The sequence below is a fragment of the Veillonella sp. Ser01 genome, assembly GCF_053850375.1.
Genome location: NZ_JBSPUA010000004.1, coordinates 54,497 through 76,790, shown reverse-complemented (window position 1 = coordinate 76,790; position 22,294 = coordinate 54,497). Strand labels below are relative to the sequence as shown.

17 protein-coding genes are annotated in these 22,294 nt (G+C 38.3%); all 17 read right to left on the bottom strand.

Translation table 11 applies throughout. The features are described from left to right. Positions 1–15: 15 nt before the first annotated feature. Positions 16–1,320, bottom strand: coding sequence for a 3-deoxy-D-manno-octulosonic acid transferase (locus tag ACWTVK_RS07960; RefSeq protein ID WP_314108647.1), 1,305 nt, complete (start codon positions 1,318–1,320; stop codon positions 16–18). Positions 1,321–1,322: 2 nt separating this feature from the next. After that, the gene (locus tag ACWTVK_RS07955) at positions 1,323–3,053 is read right to left on the bottom strand and encodes an ABC transporter ATP-binding protein (protein ID WP_456046492.1); all 1,731 of its coding nucleotides are present in this window, start codon (positions 3,051–3,053) and stop codon (positions 1,323–1,325) included. Continuing rightward, positions 3,046–4,188 (bottom strand): lipid-A-disaccharide synthase, encoded by a 1,143-nt coding sequence (gene lpxB, locus ACWTVK_RS07950; RefSeq protein ID WP_456046491.1) that lies wholly within the window; start codon positions 4,186–4,188, stop codon positions 3,046–3,048. Before lpxB ends, ACWTVK_RS07955 begins: the two co-directional genes overlap by 8 nt. Beyond that, on the bottom strand, positions 4,188–5,024 hold the full coding sequence (locus tag ACWTVK_RS07945; protein WP_257847312.1) for an LpxI family protein: 837 nt from the start codon (positions 5,022–5,024) through the stop codon (positions 4,188–4,190). The genes lpxB and ACWTVK_RS07945 overlap by 1 nt, the downstream gene beginning before the upstream one ends. A gap of 367 nt (positions 5,025–5,391) precedes the next feature. Further along, positions 5,392–6,204: an acyl-ACP--UDP-N-acetylglucosamine O-acyltransferase gene (gene lpxA / locus ACWTVK_RS07940; RefSeq protein ID WP_174683260.1), complete on the bottom strand. Its 813-nt coding sequence runs from the start codon at positions 6,202–6,204 to the stop codon at positions 5,392–5,394. 19 nt (positions 6,205–6,223) lie between these two features. Next, positions 6,224–6,649, bottom strand: a complete 426-nt coding sequence (gene fabZ / locus ACWTVK_RS07935) for a 3-hydroxyacyl-ACP dehydratase FabZ (RefSeq protein ID WP_004695477.1) — start codon at positions 6,647–6,649, stop codon at positions 6,224–6,226. Continuing rightward, complete coding sequence (gene lpxC / locus ACWTVK_RS07930; protein WP_456046490.1) at positions 6,646–7,485, bottom strand: UDP-3-O-acyl-N-acetylglucosamine deacetylase; 840 nt, start codon at positions 7,483–7,485, stop codon at positions 6,646–6,648. The genes fabZ and lpxC overlap by 4 nt, the downstream gene beginning before the upstream one ends. Positions 7,486–7,747: 262 nt before the next feature. Further along, complete coding sequence (locus tag ACWTVK_RS07925; protein ID WP_213467095.1) at positions 7,748–8,650, bottom strand: lysophospholipid acyltransferase family protein; 903 nt, start codon at positions 8,648–8,650, stop codon at positions 7,748–7,750. 6 nt (positions 8,651–8,656) lie between these two features. Beyond that, positions 8,657–9,688: a UDP-3-O-(3-hydroxymyristoyl)glucosamine N-acyltransferase gene (gene lpxD, locus ACWTVK_RS07920; protein ID WP_295213705.1), complete on the bottom strand. Its 1,032-nt coding sequence runs from the start codon at positions 9,686–9,688 to the stop codon at positions 8,657–8,659. A 31-nt stretch (positions 9,689–9,719) separates the two neighbouring features. Continuing rightward, positions 9,720–10,250, bottom strand: coding sequence for a hypothetical protein (locus ACWTVK_RS07915; RefSeq protein WP_456046489.1), 531 nt, complete (start codon positions 10,248–10,250; stop codon positions 9,720–9,722). An 11-nt stretch (positions 10,251–10,261) separates the two neighbouring features. Beyond that, positions 10,262–11,233 carry a coiled-coil domain-containing protein gene (locus tag ACWTVK_RS07910; RefSeq protein ID WP_105086181.1) on the bottom strand — a complete coding sequence of 324 codons (972 nt, stop codon included), beginning with the start codon at positions 11,231–11,233 and terminating at the stop codon, positions 10,262–10,264. A 29-nt stretch (positions 11,234–11,262) separates the two neighbouring features. After that, positions 11,263–11,751 carry an OmpH family outer membrane protein gene (locus ACWTVK_RS07905; RefSeq protein WP_308522840.1) on the bottom strand — a complete coding sequence of 163 codons (489 nt, stop codon included), beginning with the start codon at positions 11,749–11,751 and terminating at the stop codon, positions 11,263–11,265. A gap of 107 nt (positions 11,752–11,858) precedes the next feature. Further along, a complete protein-coding gene (locus tag ACWTVK_RS07900) occupies positions 11,859–14,063 on the bottom strand; it encodes a BamA/OMP85 family outer membrane protein (RefSeq protein ID WP_456046488.1) in 2,205 nt (734 codons plus the stop codon). 177 nt (positions 14,064–14,240) lie between these two features. Then, on the bottom strand, positions 14,241–18,527 hold the full coding sequence (locus ACWTVK_RS07895) for a translocation/assembly module TamB domain-containing protein (RefSeq protein ID WP_456046487.1): 4,287 nt from the start codon (positions 18,525–18,527) through the stop codon (positions 14,241–14,243). Positions 18,528–18,773: 246 nt separating this feature from the next. Next, positions 18,774–20,234 carry a TolC family protein gene (locus ACWTVK_RS07890; RefSeq protein WP_456046486.1) on the bottom strand — a complete coding sequence of 487 codons (1,461 nt, stop codon included), beginning with the start codon at positions 20,232–20,234 and terminating at the stop codon, positions 18,774–18,776. Positions 20,235–20,276: 42 nt separating this feature from the next. Then, the gene (locus ACWTVK_RS07885; protein ID WP_456046485.1) at positions 20,277–21,536 is read right to left on the bottom strand and encodes an MlaD family protein; all 1,260 of its coding nucleotides are present in this window, start codon (positions 21,534–21,536) and stop codon (positions 20,277–20,279) included. After that, on the bottom strand, positions 21,536–22,294 hold the full coding sequence (locus ACWTVK_RS07880; RefSeq protein ID WP_024066737.1) for an ABC transporter ATP-binding protein: 759 nt from the start codon (positions 22,292–22,294) through the stop codon (positions 21,536–21,538). Before ACWTVK_RS07880 ends, ACWTVK_RS07885 begins: the two co-directional genes overlap by 1 nt.

Below are 22,294 nucleotides of genomic sequence, written 5' to 3'. Positions count from 1 at the left end.
TAAATTATATCTAGCTTATGGAATAATATGGTGTTTTTCAAATAACTGACGTAACTCTTGTGTATTACGTTGTGTAGCACCGCGATTTTCACGAATAATATCAAGACAGTTTTGACCCATTTCCGTTGATAAATCCTTATCCTTACATAATCGCAATACCATATCAGTTAATTCTTTACCATTCTTCACCTGCTCACAAGCATGACGAGAATGTAATAAAGCGAAAATCTCTTTGAAATTGAACATATATGGTCCTACAAGAATTGGTTTACCATGTGCTGCCGGTTCGAGAATATTATGGCCTCCAGTTTTCACAAGAGAACCACCAACAAAAATAATATCCCCTAAGCTATATAAACGACCAAGTTCGCCAATAGTATCCAAAACAACTACAGGTATTCCTTCATGAACTGGCTCTGTCATATCACTACGACAAATAGCATTTAATTCATAACGATTCGCTAGATTTTGAACATCATGACCGCGATATATCTCACGAGGCGCAATTAGTAAACGAGCTTGAGGGTATTCTTGCAATACTTGTTTAAAGGTCTCAAATATTGTTTCTTCCTCACCCTTATGTGTACTACCAGCAATAATTATAGGGTGATTATTACCAAAGCCAAACTCTTCAAGAAGAGATTGTTTTTCTTCGTTTGATACAGTAGCGTACGTTTGGTCGTACTTCATATTCCCTGTTACGGTAATATCTGGTGTATGAGCTCCTAACACTTCAATATGTGCTGCATCAAACTTAGATTGCATACAAAAACGTTCAATAGAACGCAACATTTCTTTTGTGAACGCACTAATATATTTATAGCGTTTCATACTACGATCAGAAATCCGCCCATTAACCATCATAACAGGAATATCTTCTGATTGCGCAATGCGCAAGAAATTTGGCCAAATTTCTGTTTCTACAAGTAAGATGGCAATAGGTTTAATAATATGCAAAATCTTACGTGTCAAATAAGGCAAATCAAGAGGAAAGAAAATAATACCTTCTGCCTCAGGAATAATGCGATGTGCCATTGCATGACCTGTAGCAGTTACAACAGATACGACCACAACGGCTTCAGGAAATTCCTTTTTTACCTCTTTTACCAATGGACTAGTAGCTACAATTTCCCCTACAGAAGCAGCATGAATCCAAATAGCACGACGTCCTTCAATTTTCTTTAGTAATGAGGCTGGCATATAGCCTGCACTCTGTTTGATACGCTCATAAAATCCATCTTCAAAGGCGAGACGGTATAAAATAACCGGAATCAAGCCAATCCAATAAAATATGAGCAATACATTATATATCCAGTACATGGTTATCCTTTGTTGGAGAATTGAACGGAATAGAGATGATTGTACAATCCGCCATTAACAGCTAATAGCTCTTGGTGAGTCCCCTGCTCTACCAAGTGGCCTTGATTAAGTACAACAATTTGATGAGCATTTTGAACTGTGCTCAATCGGTGGGCAATAACAAATGCAGTACGCCCTTTCATGAGGCGATCTAGTGCCTCTTGTACAAGTTTTTCACTCTCTGTATCTAATGCAGATGTGGCTTCATCCAAGATCAGAATACGAGGATCTTTTAAAATAGCGCGTGCAATGGCTACCCGTTGACGTTGACCGCCAGATAAGGAGCTACCTCGCTCACCTACAACTGTATCGAGACCATCAGGCATCTTTTCTACGAACTCAAGAACATTAGCAGCCTTAGCAGCTTCATATACCTCTTCATCAGTAGCATCTAATCGACCATACAAGATATTCTCTTTAATCGTGGCATTAAATAATACTGTTTCTTGTGGTACAAGTCCGATTTGCTCACGTAATGATTTAAATGTAACATCTTTTACATTATAACCATCAATGGTAAGAGCGCCACCCGTTACATCGTAGAAGCGAGGTAACAAGTTAGCAAGAGTCGTTTTACCTGCTCCAGATGGGCCAACAAGGGCTACACTTTCACCAGCCTTAACAGACAACGTGAAGTTTTCAAGCGCCGTTTTTTCACCATCATAAGAGAAGGAAACATCTTTAAACTCTACATCGCCTTTAATGGATGGCAACGTAATAGCATCAGCTTTTTCTACAACATCAGTTTTAGTATCTAAGATTTCAAATACACGATCAGCTGCTGCTAAGGCTTTTTGAATGTTACCATACACTTGGCTCAAGCGTTTTACCGGGTTGGACAAGTTAATGGCATAAATCAAGAAAGCAATCAAAGAGCCTGCTGTAATAGTTCCTGTTACCACAGAATACCCGCCATACCAAAGAATGACTGCCACTGCAATAGCCGCAGAAAACTCGACCATTGGACTTAGTAAACTAGTCAACTTAGTAGCTTTAATAACAGCTTTAAAGTTCCGATCATTCTCATCTTCGAAACGCTTGCGCTCAAAATCTTCACGAGCGAAGGATTTCACAACACGAATTGCACTAATAACCTCTTGTAAAAGAGCTGTAATGTCAGCCACACGACCTTGTACATCATGACCTGCGACGCGAAGCTTTTTACCAAATACATTGATAATGACCAATACTACAGGAACCGTAATAAAGGTAACTAGTGTCAATTTCCAGTCAATAAGAAGCATAGAAACAAGAGAACCAATAAGTGTTACAGATTCCGTGATAAAGGAAATCAAGTTATCAACTACAGCAGTTTGTAATGCTGCCACGTCATTCGTAAGATTACTCATGATAACGCCTGTTTTACGGCGATCAAAGTAAGATAGACTTAATTTTTGTAAATGATTAAAAATAGCCTCACGTACATCGATAATAACGCGTTGTCCAATGTAGGACATATTATAGGTTTGCCCATAAGTGGCAAAACCACGAATCAAGAATATCAAAATAATGGCCCCTACAATGAGGTTCAACATAAACATATTTTTATCATCTAATACTTGGTCTACTACATTTTTAATTAGCCAAGGAACTACCAAGTACGCCGCAGCCGCAACAATCATGCAAAATACTGCAAAGATCATGCGTTTATAATAAGGCTTTACAAAATATAAGAGCCTAGAGTAACTATTCATTACATTTCTCCTTACCGAGATTATATACTAATTCCGCTACACGCTTTACGGCGCCTGGTTCACCTAATTTATGATGTACTTCACGCAATTCACTGCGCATAGCTTTATTTTTCTCAACATCAGTTAGAAGAGGTTCCACTAAGGATACAATAGCCTGTGGTGTAACAGAATCTTGTAATAATTCAGGAATTACCTCTTTACCGGCCACAATATTAGGCAAGCCTACATGTGATACATTTACTACCATTTTCCCAATACCATAAGTAATTGGGGATACACGATACAGTAACACGGTCGGTAATTCCATCATTGCTGTTTCCAATGTAGCAGTTCCTGATGCGGCAAGGCACACATCACAAACTTGCATCAAGTCATACGTATGGTCTTCTGTAATCGTAACAGGCACCTTATGAGCATCGATAAAGGTTTCCAGCTCACTGCGATCGATGGTATGTGCTCGAGGTAAGAAGAATTGAATATCTTCATGATTCGCCATCAATTGCTCACCACTTTTTAACATCGTATCAAGCAAAGATAAAACCTCTTGCTTGCGACTACCAGGCATAAGCAATACTTTTTTAGCTTCTTTACGAGCCCCAAAGTATTCTTCAGCCTCCTCTTTAGTCATCGTAGGATGTACGATATCTAATAATGGATGCCCCACGAACTCTACATCGCATTTATATTTGCGATACGCTTCAGCTTCAAAGGGGAATATGGATGCAACCTTTGTTACATACTTACGAATTGTATTACCACGACTGCTATGCCATGCCCAAATTGTAGGAGCAATGTAATATAGAACAGGAATCCCTAATTCATGGGCTACGGCTGCCAGCTTCATATTAAACCCAGGATAGTCTACACATACGAGAATATCTGGTTTTTCCTTCATCATGACGCGTTTTAAATATGTGCGAAGTTTAAAGAATTTTGGTAAGGATTTAACAATCTCTACAATCCCGATAACACCTAAATTTTTAATATCATATACGATGCGAACACCAGCGCGTTCCATCAAGGTGCCACCCATACCAAACATATCGACCGAAGGATCTATTTCTTTTAGTGCATTAGCAACGCTGGCCGCATGAGTATCACCGGATGCTTCTCCGGCGGAAAACATGACTTTCATTATGCATCCTTTCTGGAATTCACAAATTCTTGGTCTACAGCACAGATGACAATACCATGGCGATTAGCCATATCAAGTACGTCTTCTTGCTGAACAAAAATAGTCTTTTCTGCTTCAACAGCTAACACTTTACAGCCACTGTCAATCATAGACATTAATGTTTTAATCCCCACAGCAGGTACATCAAAACGCACGTCTTGATTTGGCTTTTCTGTTTTAACTACAACAGCCTCACCACGACCTAACTCACCGCCGCGCAAAATGCACTTATCAGTACCTTCAATAGCCTCGATAGCCATTGCCGCTTTGTGCTTAACAACAACAGTTTGTCCAATATCAAGACCACCCATTTGTTTTGCTAATTCAAAGCCAAAGCAAATATCCGCCCATTGCTCATCAGTTGGTTGTGCTTTGGAAAGCACCCCCACCTTTGGCATAAATGGTTTTAGATATACGGTTTGATCTAAAACTTTAAATCCTTCTCTTTCGATTTCATCAACGATGGCAAGCATAATCGTGTCATCCTTGCGATTTTTCAAACGTTTAAGCACGCCTAATGTTTTCAAGTCTGGGAAAGCAAGACCCTTAAAAAGAATTTCTTTAGTAACTTTGCCTAACATGGTTAACTCTACAACGCCTTCATTTTTTAAGGTTTTGAAGATTTTACCTAGTTTAGCAACACTAATATCATAGAAAGCATCGGCCTCAGCCTTCAAAGCCGGGTCTACATCTGGAACCACGCCGATAACAACTACCTCGTGACCTAATACATGAGCGGCTCGCATGAATTCTACAGGTAAAACTCCAATGCCTGCAATCAATCCTACCTTTGCCAAGACTATACCTCCTAGATGACCTACGGCCTATATATCAATTAGTAATTACAAATTTACAATAAATAATGCCTCAAAAAAGACATAATCATATACAATATATTGTACTATAAATGGATACTTTTTACCATTAAAACACTATGTTTTATGCCTATTTCTTCATCATTTTAACAGAATTATTTTAATCCCAATTTTACAACTTAGGAACGTAAAATATATTCAGATATTTTTATCAAAATATTTAATATTAATGAACTACTATTATAAAATTCTTATCCAATTAAAAGCCTAAATTTTATAGATCATATAAAAATATTAATATTAATAGATTACACAAAAAGACCTCGTACATTGTACGAGGTCTTTTGAATTAGTCGCGACGTGTACGCATAATACCACGATCGGCATTGCGCAAGAAGCGTAATAAATTTTCAATTTCTACAGAAGAATCAAGCTGCATTTCCATTTCTTCAATAGCCTTAGATAAGCTAAAACCAGAACGATAAATAATACGGAATGCTTGTTTCAAATCTCGGCGTACTTCTTCTGAAATACCTGCACGAGATAAACCAACAGAGTTAAGGCCGATAACACGCGCTGGTTGACCATCAGCAATAACGTACGGTGGAATATCTTGGACCACCTTAGCCATGCCGCCAACCATAGCATTTCGACCGATCTTAACAAATTGATGAATACCTGCAAGGCCACCAATAACTACGCGATCTTCAACGATAGCGTGACCAGCTAAGCCTGCACAGTTACTCATAATTACATTATTGCCAACGATACAGTTATGAGCCACATGTGTACATGCTTGAAGCAAGCAGTTATTGCCTACACGTGTTTCTTCACCTTCTCCAGTAGCGCGACTAATAGTGACAAATTCACGGATAACCGTTTCATCGCCAATATTACAATAGCTTTTTTCGCCTTTGAATTTTAAATCTTGCGGTTCCAACCCAATAGATGCGTTAGGATAAATCTCACAACGCTTACCAATGGTTGTCCAACCACCAATTACAACATGTGCACCGATTTGTGTACCATCGCCGATTTCGACATGTTCGCCGATTACAGCGCCAGGACCTACGATTACATCTTTGCCCAATTTAGCATTTGGATGGACTATGGCTGTACTATGGATGTTGGATTCTGCATTTTCCATGCCTACAACTATCACTACAATCACTCCTCAATCATTATACAAGGGCAAACATGTATTCACCGCTAGCGCACAATTTGTCGCCAACATAGGCACGGCCTTCAACCTTACCCATTTTACCTTTGATTTTTACAATATCAACTTCCATACGTACTTGATCACCAGGTTTTACAGGATGACGGAAACGAACTTTATCAATACCTGTAAACATAGGTGTAAGACCTCGGTTTTCTTCAGGGTATAGCAAAGCAATACCACCAACTTGTGCAATAGCCTCAGTCAATAACACGCCTGGCATTACTGGATTACCTGGGAAGTGACCTTGGAAGAACAATTCGTTGAATGTAGCATTTTTAATGCCCACAGCGCGTTTCATAGGTTCTAACTCAACGATGCGATCTACCAAAAGCATAGGATAACGATGAGGTAAAATTTCTAAAATGTCTTCGTGATTAAGAATCATGGCTGTGTCTCCCTTATTTCTTCCATTATACTACGAGCCAATTTTGAGTTTAATTCATGACTCGATTTCATAGCAATTACATGACCTTCGATTCGTCCTAATAAGAATAAGTCGCCTACTACATCTAATGCCTTATGACGAACTAATTCGTCATCAAAGCGAGGTACAGACAAACACTTCTCATCATCATAAACTAACGCATTATCTAAGGTACCACCTTTTGCAAGGCCCATAGCCTGTAATTGTTCTAATTCTTTCATAAATCCGATAGTTCTAGCAGCACTAATATGCTCTTTAAAGGATTCTGGTGAAACCTCAAAATCGCAATTTTGCGTACCAAGTAACGGATGACTGTTAACCGATGTAAATGTAATGCGATAGCCATCGTATGGCAAAATAACTATAAAACGATCACCATCATAAATAGCATGGGAGCGAGTTATTTTATATACATGACGTGGTGCTGTTTGTTCTTGAATGCCAGCCTCTTCTATAAGGCCTACAAAAATAGCACTACTACCATCACCTACAGCAGGTTCAGGAGAATCCATCTCGATATAACAGTTATCAATATTCATAGCACTGAACGCAGCCATAACATGTTCTACAGTGAAAACCTTCGCTTCACCATTTTCCAATGTAGTAGCGCGCATAGTGTTCGTCACATTATCAATGTGTGCTCGCACAGAAGGATGCCCTTCAATGTCCGTGCGGATAAACACAATTCCTGTATTTTCAGGTGCAGGTTTAAAAACCATATTCACTGGTTCACCGCTATGAAGGCCAATCCCTTGATATGAAATAGCCTGTTTAATTGTTTGTTGTGGCTTACTCATAAGAAAGTCCTTTCATAATCTGAATTCACGTTTACTATACACCAATATGTATTATACCCTATTTGCATAGGTGATACAAGGAATTTACCATATATTCAATGATTTTGAAAGCATTTTTCACATAATTAACTTTATATAAATTTAATTATAAATAGTACTTTATACACTATAAAATAAAAAGAGACTTTACTATGCTTTATTCATGCGGCATCTAAATCGACACTGTACAAATACACATGTAAAATCTCTTTATATTTAATAATTAGCGATATACATCTGGCGGAGTTTCAATATGCTCACCATAGAAACGACGTGTCCACTTCCAACGGTTATGAAGCCAGAACCAATCTTCAGGATATCTTCTAATATAATCTTCAATAAACTCATTTAAAAGCGTTGTTGTTACTGCTATATCACGTTTTTTATCATCTGTACGCTCCACATAAATTGGTGGATGTACTTCAATCTCATGCTTCTCAGAAAATGGACTATAATGTATTGTCACAAAAATGATAGGTACATCTTGCATACGAGCCAACACAGCGGGACCAGCAGCCGTCAATGTTTCATAACCAAAGAATGGTACAAGAACACCATCATCACCAGGATCCTGATCCATAATAAGGCCTAAAAAAGCACCTTTTTTTAGTTCATTGATCATTTCCCGCACACCAGTTTTATAAGTCACATGTTGGTGCATAATCTGACGATATTCATTGATAAACTTATCGGCATCACCATTCTGTTTCATGGCCACAGAAATCAACGGATACCCTTCCGAAGCAAGAACCCCCCCAAGGAGTTCCCAGTTGCCACTATGAACAGCCGCCAAGATTGCGCCTCGACCATTTTCTAAAGCATCATCTAAGTACTCTTTGTTAATAAACTCTACCATATCTTTGTATGCACCATCCTTAATTTCAGGATAGCGTAATACATCAATAATCATGCGACCAAAGCGTGTAGTACTAGCTTTCGCAATTCGTCGAGCTTCCTTGGGGTCATCGGTAATATTACAGAATAGAATTTGGCCTATCGCTAGGCGCTTGCGTTTAGGCGGCACTGCTAGCCACGCAATTTCACCAAGCAATGTACCAATAGCATATTGCAAACCTTTAGGTAATAAGCAAATAAAGGCACTAAAGATTTTCATAAACCTATACATGGATTATTAGCTCTCCTTCAGCTGTGCTTTCAAAGCGTCAATTTCTTTTTGTAGTTGTTTTACTGTTTTAACCATATCCGGCAAACGGTTTTCATAAGCGGCCAATTTTAACCATTCTTTATGAGGTCTCATAGGATAGCCTGCCATAATAGAATTAGATGGTACATTACCTGTAATACCAGTCTTTCCAGCAAATTGTACATTATCTCCAATTGTGATATGTCCAGTACAACCAGTTTGACCTGCAAAGATTACATGATTACCACATTTAGTACTACCTGCAATACCAACTTGAGCAATTAAGAAGCAATCTTCACCAATTTCCACATTGTGACCAAGGTGTACAAGGTTATCGATTTTTGTACCACGACGAACTAATGTAGATCCCATTGTAGCATTGTCAATTGTTGTACAAGAGCCAATCTCAACATCATCTTCAAGAATAACATTACCAACTTGTGGAATATGTGTATGTACGCCATTCTCTGTAGCAAAACCGAAGCCTTCGCCACCAATTACTGCTTTAGCACGCAATACAACGCGTTTACCTAAAATACAGTTTTCATGAACAATAGCGCCTGCATAAATATCAGAACCTTCGCCAATACGCACATTATGTCCAATATAAACATATGGGCGAATCGTTACATTATCTTCAATGACTGCATTATCATTAATAACACAATAGGCACCAATAGCAACATTTTTTCCAATCGTTACATTTTCGCCAATAATAGCAGTGCTATGCACTTCCCTAGGAACAATAACAGGTGGATGGAAGAGTTCTAACACTTGTGCAAACGCTGCTTTTGCATTATCAACTACAATTTGAGCCATCGGTGCATCTTTCACTTCAGATTCAACGATCACAGCACCCGCTTGGCATAATGCAATATGTTCAACATATTCACCTACTGCAAAAGTTATGGATTGTTTTACGGCTTGTTCAAAGCTACGTGTCTCAGTAATAACAATAGATGCATCGCCTATAACACGACCACCTACTAATGTTGCGAGTTCCTGTAAAGTTTTTTCCAAGGTAAACTCCTCCCCCTGTAATAATCCTTAATTATTGTGCACTTTCCTCAGTATTAACTGCTGTAGTTTGACCTGCTTGTTGAGCATTTTGTTGTGCATCTTTTTGTTCTTGTGCTTTAGCTGCATTTTCAGCTTCTTTAATTTGATCATCAGAAGCTTTGCCCATCTTCGCAATCAAATCATCAGTCACATCAGAGCCACCACCGACAACAGCACCTTTTTCGATAACAACATCAAGTTTTTTCTCTTTTACAAGTTCACCAACTTTTTGTTCTTGATATTGACGATATTCTTGTGCTTTTGCATTGGCAAAGGCGTTTAACTCTTGATTAGCTTGATTAAATACATTTTGTTTAGATGCTTCATCAGCGGCTGCAATTTTAGCATCCAACTCAGCTTTCTTAGCATTGATTTCTTTAGTGATTTCAATACCTTTTTCAGTGCTGTTTGCTACTTTCACGCTATCAACATAACCGATATTATTGGAACCACAACCACCTAAAACAGCCATAGAAGCCACTAAGGATGCACCTAATACTAAAGATTTAATACGTTTATTCATAATATAACTCCTTATTGAACTCGATAGGACGCTTTTACAGCATCAGTAATATCAAGCCCCTTAATATTACCACCATCATCGATGATGACTAAATCTAAATGTTGTTCCTCTGCAATAATTGCTACACGCATACGAACATCTTCTAAAATTGCCTCATGAAGTGCACTCACTTCAGCTTCTTTATCTGAAAGCTTTTTAGCCCAAGAATCATTCCAGTCCTGAGCAACAGGTAAGTTATTATTAGCAATAATAGATTGTGCTTGTTGTTGTACCATAGTATCTCGTTTTGCAGCCAATTCCTTTTGTAAAGATGCTGCATATTGGTTAAGCTCTTCTTGCCCTTTTTGTTGCATAGGAGCAAGTTCTGCTTGTACTTTAGCCTTAATAGAGTCCACATCTAGATTAGATGGTTTTCTCTTAGCTAATAACTCCTTCAATCGTTCCTCTTTCTTAGCCTTCTCTGCCATAGCCGCTTCTTTTTGTGCATCATCAATGTATACACGAGCATCATAAGCATAAAGATCTAACTGTAGATTAACGATTTCTAAATCATATTCATTAGCACTAACTTTTAACTGGGCTAAATATTTTTGAGTGAGTTCATTTCGTTTCGCATTTAATTGCTGATTCAATTCATTTTCTTTTGTTGCAATACGAGTTTGCAATTCCACCGTAAGAGCATCTGACAAGGTTGAATCTAATGCAAGAGATTTCAACTGTTCCTCTTGTGTCTCTGACTTGGCATTTAGAGCTTGTTGCTCAAGTTCATACTGACGTTGTAAAAGGTCCAATTCATTTTTAGCTTGTTTATAATCCTCATAAGAAGGATTAAACTCTAATACATCATCAATACGTACAACACCTATTGATACCCCATCAGGACTCTGCTGACGATTCGTCACAAATCCATAGGCCCAAACCATAGCACATAATGCAACAACGAGAAATATGGCAAATCCGATATATCGTTTTTTCCCGTTCATTGTCGTTCTCCCTTACATAGAACTACAGTTTATTTTTTCGCATCATTAGCTAATTTTTTCAAAACTTGATCTGTAATATCTACACCACCGTATAATACAGTATCTTTAGTCATTACAACGCTAAGGCCTTTTGCATCACCCACAGCTTTTGCTGCTTCCATCGCTTTATCTTGAACGGATTTAGCAATTTCTTGATCTTTTTTTGCTAAGTTTTGACGTGCTTCTTCAGCTAATTTTTGTTTAGTCGCATCATCTTGTGCTGCATCAATTTTTGCTTGTGTTTCTTGTTGTAATTGGCTTTGATAGCTCATATATTCTTGAGCTGCAGAGATATAAATTGGATTATCTTGAGACATCATACGAGATGTATCGATAACACCAATTGTGCTGCTACCACTACCACCAGTTGGCGTAGCCATTTGAGTATATGCCAATGCACCAATACCGATAATAAAAATAGCAGCAATGACGATGGAGAAAATCTTCACATTCGCCTTGTTGTTCATCATTCGCATCATAATAGAGTGCCCTCATTTCTTTAAATTACTACATCAAAGGATGCCATATAGAGATATTGGTGAAAGCCTCTTTAAAAAAGAGGCCTCCACCATATACATTTACTATATTAGAATTGTGTGCCGAAGCTGAAGTGGAATTTATTTTTGTGTTTACCCACGCCATAATCAAGTTTAACTGGGCCAATTGGTGTAGTAATACGAACACCAGCACCAACGCCATAGTTAAAGGTTTTCTTGCCATTGTACCATGTAACATTTGGTGCATCCCATGCATCACCGATATCAGTAAACAATACACCACTAACCTTTTTAACGATTGGGAAACGGAATTCCAATGTCGCATTATACATATACTTACCACGGAATTGATCATCTTCGTAACCACGTAAGGAATCAGCACCACCCAATGTAAATAATTGGCTATAAGGTGCATCACCTTGGATAAAACCACCACGTGCGCGGAATGCCAAAACATTCTTAGCACCTAGTTTTTTATACATACGTGCTTCAGCTGTGAATTTATAGAAGTCGAAATCACCGCCTAAACCATGACCAGCCCATTGAGCTGTATAGGAAATACGACGGCCACGTGTCGGATCATAAATATTGTCACGGGAATCGTATACCTTTTGCCATGTAATGGAGTTAATACGTCCAAAGTTATTTTTTACGTAATTATTAGAGTCAAAATTCCAACTACCACCAGTCTTTGGATTAGTATTATTCCAATCATTACCGTGGCCACTTGTATTATTGATAGCATCTGTGTCATAACGATAACCAGAGCTATCGTCACTATCCCATTTATAAGTATCTTTACGGGATTCTAATGTCAAGTAATCACGTGTATATTCCCCAGTTTGACGACCGAAGGAGATATTGAAGCCACGAGATTTCTTGTTATATTCTGCTACTTCATTGCCATCTTCGTTGTAATCTGTATATTCATCTTCACGGTTGAAGAAGGAGAAACCAAGGGATGTACCTTTGCTGTCAATCCAAGGTTTCAAGTAAGAGATTTGGTAGTTTTTATATTTTTTCTTACCGCCGATTTCCCAGTGAACTTTGAATTTATCACCTGTACCGCGGAAGTTATCTTCGCCAAATTCAATGATCCCCATCAAGCCATCAGATTTGGAGTAACCAGCACCTAATGTAATAGTACCTGTTTTATGTTCCAAAACATCAATCTCAATAATTACATTGTTAGGATCTTGATCACCAGGTAACATACGAACATTTACATCGTCAAAGAAGCCTAGGTTGTATACGCGTTCTACAGAACGGCGTACCAAGAACTTATTGAAAGGTTTACCTTTCTTTTGAACGAATTCGCGAGTAATGACTTTATCACGAGTTTTCTTATTACCAGCAGGAACGATATCTTCTACAATACCTTCTACGATATGAACATGAAGCACACCTTGGTCATCTACACGAATACCGTCAACGTGGGCCAACATATAGCCATCACGAGCATATGCTGCATTAATACCTTGAACTTTTTGGCCTACATATACGGAGTTAAGAACTTGACCTGGTTGTAAATCCATAAATTTAGTCAATACTTCAGAAGTATAAACTGTATTACCTTCGAAGGATACACCAGTAGTAATTGGATTTACTGTAACAGCAAAGTCCAATTTAACACCTTCAGGTACAGTTGTGAATACAGGATTTACTTCAGAGAAATATCCAGTATTACCAAGGTTAGTCACGTCTTTAAATACACCATCAACAGATACAGCATCGCCGATTTTTTCTGTTAAAATAGGCAACAATTGTGCTTGTTGTTCAGCTGTGACACCAGAAATAGATAAACCAGTAATCAATTTGCCTACATATGGATTAATAGACTCAGCATTAGCAGATGTAACATATTGAGCCTCTACAGTTGTAACAGCTTGAGTTTGACCATTTTCAGCAGCCTTATCAAGATCAGTACCACCAGTAGTTTTAGATACCATTTTTACTTGTTTGTCATCTGTTTTCAAAGCAGCATTATTAACTGTAACAGTTCCGTCAGAACCTTTAACTACAGTACCATCGCTAGATACAGTTGTATCACCACGAGCCGCTAAGATAGCTGCATCAGTTTCATCTTGTGTTGCTGCAGGTGTAGCTGCATCAGCATTGTAAACTGCTTGTGTAGTAGTAGCATCATTAGTTGTAGCTGCACTAGTTGTTGTTGTGTTATTTAAATCTGGAGTATAGCCAGCTTGTACCTCTGCAGCAAATACACTGCCTGTCCCCATGACAGCAGTCAACACAGATGCTGCAAGCATACTTTTATAGGCTTTTGGTTTAAACATAAATTCCTCCTAGAACTCATCCCCATAAAAAGTTTACATCTTGTTTTATAAAGACCAATAAATCTTTATTATTATAGCATAAAATACTGGGAATGAGTACTATATTAAACAAATTTTATGAAATTAATATGACTAGAATGTGCATATCTATGGGATTTGCACACTCTAGCCATAAACTTAAAAGCTTCTTGTCCAACGGCCGCCTATATAATTGTTCCCTTGCGATGTATGCCATGCAGTGAACTTGAGGTTTCGTTTAACAGAATACTCCACACCATATTTATTTTGTTTATTATTAATACCTTGAGAATAAGTAAGCATTACCTTTGGCACAATATACTTGCCAATTTCGATATTGTAATTGCCAGCGGTTTCTCGATTAGTCGGTTCATCAGGATCAATAGAACCAGTCGTAATATTGATTCTATCAAGCCCTAATGTATTTTGTAATGCGTCTTGTACATAACCAAAGGCAAACATTTGTAACCCTGCAGTAGCAACAGCATTTACATCATTATTTGTCAATGTACTGCTATTTGAATCTGCCCCACGTCCAAAGGTCAACATAGAGATAATTTGCTTTCTAGACAAGCTAGGATTAGACGTCAAAGTTAAATCCATATGGTCCACAGTGCCCTTTACACCAAGCATGATATTATAGTTACTTACATTTGTTTCAGCCTCTAATTGTAGGTTTGGCAAATAGGAGCCACCCACGAAGTGTGCATTCCCCTTCGTAATATTAAATACATGACTTAAGTATTTAAATGTACCAGATTTAACATCAAACTGGCCACTAGCTGTTGGATTTTGTAACGTTCCACCAAAGTGAACATCACCACCAATGAACATATTATACAAAGTACGATCATATAGGCGTACCCCCTTGCCAGCATGGATGGTAACATCTACCCCCATATTGGTACTACTTTCACTAGATTGTAAGGAAAGCGGAATCTTGAATTGGATATTTTCCAAGTCCAAATTACCTATCAATGTAGGTAACCCATCGCGTTCAGCAATATAAAGCTCCCCATTCAATGGGCCCCTAATATATTCACTGCGAACATCGAGTCCATCAAGTTGAACAGCAGCCTTATAATTTGTAAGCTCATGACCAGACCAATTTACTTTAGCAGCTAAACCTGCAGAACCCTTCCCCATATTGATACGAGATTGGAAGTCCCCTTGTTGACCAGAGAAAATTAAATCTCCATCGATGCCTGTGATTTCATTTTCCACACCAGCTAGCTTCATCGTACCATTTCGAACTGAAACTGTACCATAAGCCTCAGGTTGATCTATAGTCCCAGTGAGTCTAATAGCACCTTTCAACGGGCCCGTAGCATCCTTAACACGCGTTGTTACTAAAGGAATAACCGCCATATCAGCTTCGTTAAAGTCAATCGTTACATCCATAGATTTAGCATCACTAGCTTCTAAATAACCAGATGTATAGAGTGCAGCCAATGGAATTTTACCATAAATACTGAGTTTATAACCGCTCTTTGTACCTTGGATGCGTTGAATTTGAATAACATGATCTTGCATTGTAGCTAATGCAAAGCCCTCATCAATACCAATTCCATTGAAGGAACCAGATTCTACCGCACCAGATAGTTCAACCTTTGGATTTTTGGTTTCTCCAGTAACATTCACAACGCCGGTCACCCAACCCGTAGCTTGGACATCCTTACCTATAAGTGGCAAGAATGGTACTATGTCAACATCTTTTATAGCGACTTGTAAGTCAGCTTGTCCATCTAGATCCAATGTACCGCCCATGGCAATGAGACCTTCATCAACAGGTAGTTTTAAGGTAGTAATTTTAAACTTTCGATTAGCTAAGCTAGCATCAATCGTTGCATCACCAACAACCTTGTTATCAATACTAACTTCATTAATTTTACCGTCAACAGTAACACTTGGATTATCCTTTGTGCCACCAATTTCAACAGAACCGTTTAATTTGCCATCAAGATGCTCATTTTCACGATCTAACAGTGCTAATAAATTCTTGACACTACCATTAGTAACATCTAAAACACCAAATAGCTGTTTACTATCGTCGAGCTTCATGCCGCCTTTAGCAACATAACGACCACCATTTGATTCAGCAAAAGAAAAGTCTTGTACATTTACAACGGATTTATCTGCATAGACATGACCATGCAGACCTGTCAAAAATTGGCCATTGATGGATAAAGCATCAGATAAAACATATCCATTAAACTGAGGATTATCCATAGACCCTGTTATAATACCACGGCCATCTAATAATCCATCTACCTTATAGTCAGTATTGATGAGCAGTCTGCCCATATCGATTTTCTTACCTTCAAAATCAATATTAATAGCATCTTTTGATACTGTGCCACCACCTGTAATAGTCGCTCCGTATCCTTCAATGTCAAAACGATATAACTCTAATCTTTCATTTGTATAGTTATATTTTGCAAAAGCATTAGTCACAAGCTTGCCATAGGCAGACCCATCCCATAAGTGAGCTCGTCCTTCTATAATAGGATTAGCCGCAGTCCCTGTTATATGGTTATCGGTTTCAAACCATCCTGTAATAGGAATGTCAGTTACAGGACGAATTAAATTTTCAATACGTACAGCACGAGCTTTAGCATTTAAATCTAATGCATCAGTATTGATATTATACCAACCAGTAATATCATAACCGCCACTACCGTCACCAATATGACCATTTGTAATCGTCAAGACATGGTTATCTAATGTAATATCACTATGAATATCATTAAAATGAGCACCCTTATAGAGAATTTCTTGTCCCCATACTGTTCCAGTCACATTAGGGTTATCTAAGGCTCCTTTTACATTAATAGAAGTGCTAAGTGTGCCAGCTACATCTTCACCTATGATCGGACTAAGTGATGTCAACGGTAAGGCATTACCAGAAACTGTGGCATCCACTTGACCATTTTGAATAGAACCATATCCACTAAAGGAGCCAGCGCCCATATTCCCAACCATAGTAATGTTGGTAAGATTATCACTATGAGTTAAATCCGCTTTGACAGAGTCAAGGATGACACCACGCACACCAATGTGATGACCTTGAACAGCACCAACCAGATCGGTAAGTTGATTATTCTTCCCTAACGCGTGAATTTCTCCATCAACTATCCCTGTAATAGGCATGGTTAGATTTTCTGTGAAAGTATCCAGCGATAAGGCATGAACATTTGCAACCACATCAAAGTCACCTGTGTCTACAACATATTGACCTTTAACTTTAGCATTACCAGCGCCAATAGATAATTGGGCATCATCGATACGAACCAATCCATTATCGTATACTACATTTCCTTGTACTCGGTCCACATGATACCCTTCGTAAGAAATACCATCACCACCGATTGTCGCATCTACGCGAGGCGCTACAGTGGTGCCGCCAATATGTGCACGACCGCCAACAACACCTGTAATCCCCACATCAGTAATAGCTTCTAGTGCTACTTTATCCGCCACAACATTAAGGTTTAAATATTCTTCCTCTTTTCCTAACGTAATGAGACCATTAAGTTTTGCTGCTTGATCATTAATACGCCAAGAGCTATGGCTAATGACAATTTGGTCGTGATTTAACATAATACGACCTTCCCCATCAGTAATAGTATAGGTCGTATTTCCACGTTTATAAGTACCGCTTAATCCTTTGAACCCTACATTGCCACTCATAACATATTGGCCATCTTCACTTTTAATATTGAGATGTAAATCTTGTAATTTCCCCTTCGATACAACTAGATCCTTACGTAACGGAACAAAGCTCATAATGCCAGCCATATCAATTTCATCAGCTTGTACAAACACATCAAAATTAGACACATCATCCATGTCTATATTGCCATTTACAAGAACAGAGGAACCATCTATATCAGCCGTAAAAGCCCCTTTAGACATACCACTCATATTGAGTGCAACAGTACCATCAAGCTTTTCAACATTTCGTTTTATTCCATCTTTAGTACGTAACGCTACACGACCATTATTTATGGTAATGTCACCATCAAAACTGCCGGACTTATTTGGATCAGATGGTTTTACTAACTTTTCTACACTCCAAGATCCATCGACCAATTGCCATATATGGAGATCAGGAGCCTCCACTGTAACACTAGATATAGCTGTTGCCCCTGATGTATTACCACCAATTATGCTCGGCAATGCAGATAGTTTAACCCCCACTGCTACATCTTGTGCAGTTCCTACTAAGTGTCCATCTCGATCTTTAATCACTACATCGGATAGAACTACATCGCCATTCCAATTGATACGAAGAGAATCATAGTCCACAGATCCGTTTATGGCATTATTTACTTGTTCTTTAACCATAGGAGCCACATAGGTCTGAGCTATTGGATTAATACTGGCACCAATACCAGATAAACCTAAAATCGCTGCACCTATAAGGCACCACTTTTTACGGGTCATAATGATCTCCCATACACATTATGAATAATATAAATATATATACTAATCTTACCACAGACAAAGTAATAACTATAGCATTTTCAAGATAACTTTTATAAAACTAATATATTTTTTACTAATCAGTTTCTATAATAACCACATATAGAATCATTATGAACACTACCATAACAAATTAATGAGAATATATAATGAATTTATATGATAAATTTTCACAAAAAAAAGACGACCTAAGTCGTCTTTTTTATATTATTGATTGCCACCAAGTTGTGCTAACTGTTCAGCTGCACCACTGTTTGCAATAATTTCTGCACCTTGTCCAACTGGAGTATTCAATGGAACACCTGTTAATTGCTCAAGCGCTGCAATGCTAATATTGTAGTTATAAAGAGCTTGTACATAGTTGTTACGAGCTGTTGTCAATTTAGTTTCTGCATCAAGAACGTCTAGGTTAGTACCAACGCCTGCACGATAACGAAGTGTAGCAATGCGGAAGCTTTCTTGACCTTGAGCGACTGCAGTTTGAGTGCTTTGGATTGTTTGCTCTGCAGAACGCAAGTTCAAGTATGCTTTTTGTACGGCTAATAATACAGCATCAACAGTAGCTAAATTAGCTTCTTTAGCTTGTTCAAGTTGTGCATTAGCTTTTTTAATAGCATTTTGTGTAGCGCCGCCGTCCCATAAACTCCAGGATGCAGTAGCACCTACACTCCAAGATTTTGTACTTGTTCCAAAGTAACCATCTGGATCAGCATAGCCACGACCTGCTTTTACCGCTACAGTTGGCAAATAGCCAGCTTTAGCAGATTTTACAGCCTCTTCTGCAGATTTTACATCAAGGGCAGATTTTACAAGAGCAGAACGATGAAGTAAAGCATATGCTTTAGCTTGTTCCAATGTAACATTATAAGGTTTATATTGTAAATCATGTTCTGCTGTATTAATAGCTGTTTGTACAGGATATGCAATGACTTGATTTAAACTTGCTTCTGCTAAATTTGCAGCATTTTGAGCTTTAACAAGGCTCGTTTCAGAGTCAGCAAGATTTGTTTTAGCAGCCAATACATCAGAACTAGCTACCAAGCCAACATTATATTGAGCTTGCACATTTGTTACATGACCTTGGTAATCTTTAACAGCTTGTTGAGCCACATCAACAAGATTACGGTTCATAATCAAAGTATAGTAGCCACTGATTGCATCGTATTTTGCTTGTTGCAATGCTTCTTCATAACTAGCGCCAGTACCTTCACGAGTATAACGTGCAGAGTCAATACTTGCATCAAGTTGAGGATTAAATACAGGTGCACTAATGGAGAAGTTATGACTACCAGATTTACCGCGTCCAGTATCACCACCGGTTTTTTGAGCAGACCAACCATAGCTAACGCTAGGGTTTTTACCTGCTGCTACTTGGCTAACTGCAGATTTAGCAGCTTCATAACCCCATTTAGTTTGTTTTGCAGTACGGTTATTAGCTAATGCCAAATCTATAGTACGAGACTCATCGAGGTCCAATTTGCTCTCATATGTTTTGCTATCTTGAACAGATTTTTCAGCTAATTGCTTCTGTGTTAATTGAATAGCTTCTTTTTGATATTTGCTTAATTGGTCTCCATTATTAACGGAAGTTGTAACTACATCAGCAGCCATTGCACCTGTAGTAGCCAAGGAGAGCATTACACCCAAGGATAAAACCTTTTTATTCATAATATATACCTCCATACTCACCTAAAGTGAATGTATTAGTCTTTAAAATACTTGTTTGATACCAAAGTAGGTACCACCATTCGTGGAACCGAACGGTCTGGTCATTTGAATAACCCCATAAGTATCTTTATGTAAACGTATATCACTACGAATACGATATTTACGATGATTAAGATCATACATAGCAGCAGACAAGGATACAGGACCACGTAAATTATAATCTACGCCCACGCCCAATTCACTTTCAAAAATACCACCACGTACTAACCATTTCGGACTAACAAATTTGCCTGCATTTAAATCGAATTTTGTATCATCCCCAATATTGGATAGTCCAATTTCTGCCATACCTTTATCATTAATAGCACGAACACGACCATTGATACGGAATTCATTATCTGTTGTGTTATACAACAGATCTACAGATGGTTCAACCTTAGGGGAAGACTTTTTTTCAGTTGTGCCAACCTCAACAATATTTCCATTTGTATCCGTTTGATACGCCTTACCACCCATTAATTTATTGATACGAGCAGAAATTTGCGCCGTATTATGTAATGTTTCCTTAATATTTTCTTGTGCTTTAGGATCTGTTACCGTAGATTCCATAGAGCGAGCCATATTATCTACACGATCCGTAGTTTGTTTTAAGTTAGTTAAAATAGCGCGCATATCATTGCCTGCATTACCATCTGCATTAAATTGCTGTGCCGCTTGATTTAGCTGTGCTGTTACATCAGCCATATTTTGTGTAATCGCTACTGCATTATCAGCCATCGTTGCTGTAGATTGCAAGGAATGTTTAAGTGCATTTTGCGTTGCAGGATCACCAATAATATTATTGATAGACTGCAACATCTTTTCAGTGCCATCCATTAATTTTTGAGCACTTTGCATAGCTTTATCCATGGCATCTGCACCTTCGCCCTTAACGGAATCACCATCTTGTAAATATACTGTAGAATGACCAGGTGAAATTTGGATAAATTTATCGCCTAAGAAACCATCTGACCCTAAAGTAAATATAGAATCACTTGGGATTTGTGTTTTTTCATCAAGCTTCATTTTTACTACCACACCATGCGGTGTAATCTCAATATCAGAGACATTACCGATAGCTACACCAGAGTATTTAACTTGATTACCATTTTTTAGGCCATTAACTTGAGCAAAATCACCAGTAATTGTCATTTGCGGCTTAGCCCATATATCAATGCGGCCTACAAATAGTATGCCCGCAATAAATAATGCTATACCTATTATCGTGAAAGCCCCTACCTTGGCCTCCGTCGTCCACTTCATTATACCTCTCCCATCACAGATACGTTAATTGGTTCTGCTTCACCATGAATAAACTGTTGTACCTTTTTATTTGTAGAATTCTTAAAGTCTATTGTATCAGAAATTTCCACAAATTTCCCCTTATCAAGTAAAGCTATGCGGTCTGCTACATAAAATGCAGATTGCATATCATGCGTTACAACGATAGATGTACAACCGAGCCGTTGCTGCATTCCCTTAATCAACATACTAATCGTACCTGATGTAATAGGATCTAACCCGGATGAAGGTTCATCATAGAGAATTAAACTAGGATCTAACGCTATGGCACGAGCTAAGCTAACACGCTTCTTCATGCCCCCAGATAATTCATTAGGCATATAGGATTCATACCCTTTTAAACCGACCCAATCGAGACGCTCTGCTACAATGCGTTTTATTTCATCATCTCCTAAGTCCGTATGCTGACGTAAGCCAAAGGCTACATTTTCACCTACCGACATAGAGTCAAATAATGCAGAGTATTGGAATACCATTCCCATTTTTCTTCGTACTGTATTAAATTCATCTTCAGATAATGTTGTAATATCTGTGCCATCTACTATAATCTGTCCCGATGTAGGACGCTGCAAGCCAATCAATAAGCGAAGTAGTGTACTTTTACCACTACCACTACCACCTAAAATGACTAACGTCTCCCCATCATCGATAGTGAGATTAATAGAGTCTAAAATCACACGCGACTCATAGGCAACTACAACATTGCGTAGTTCTATCAT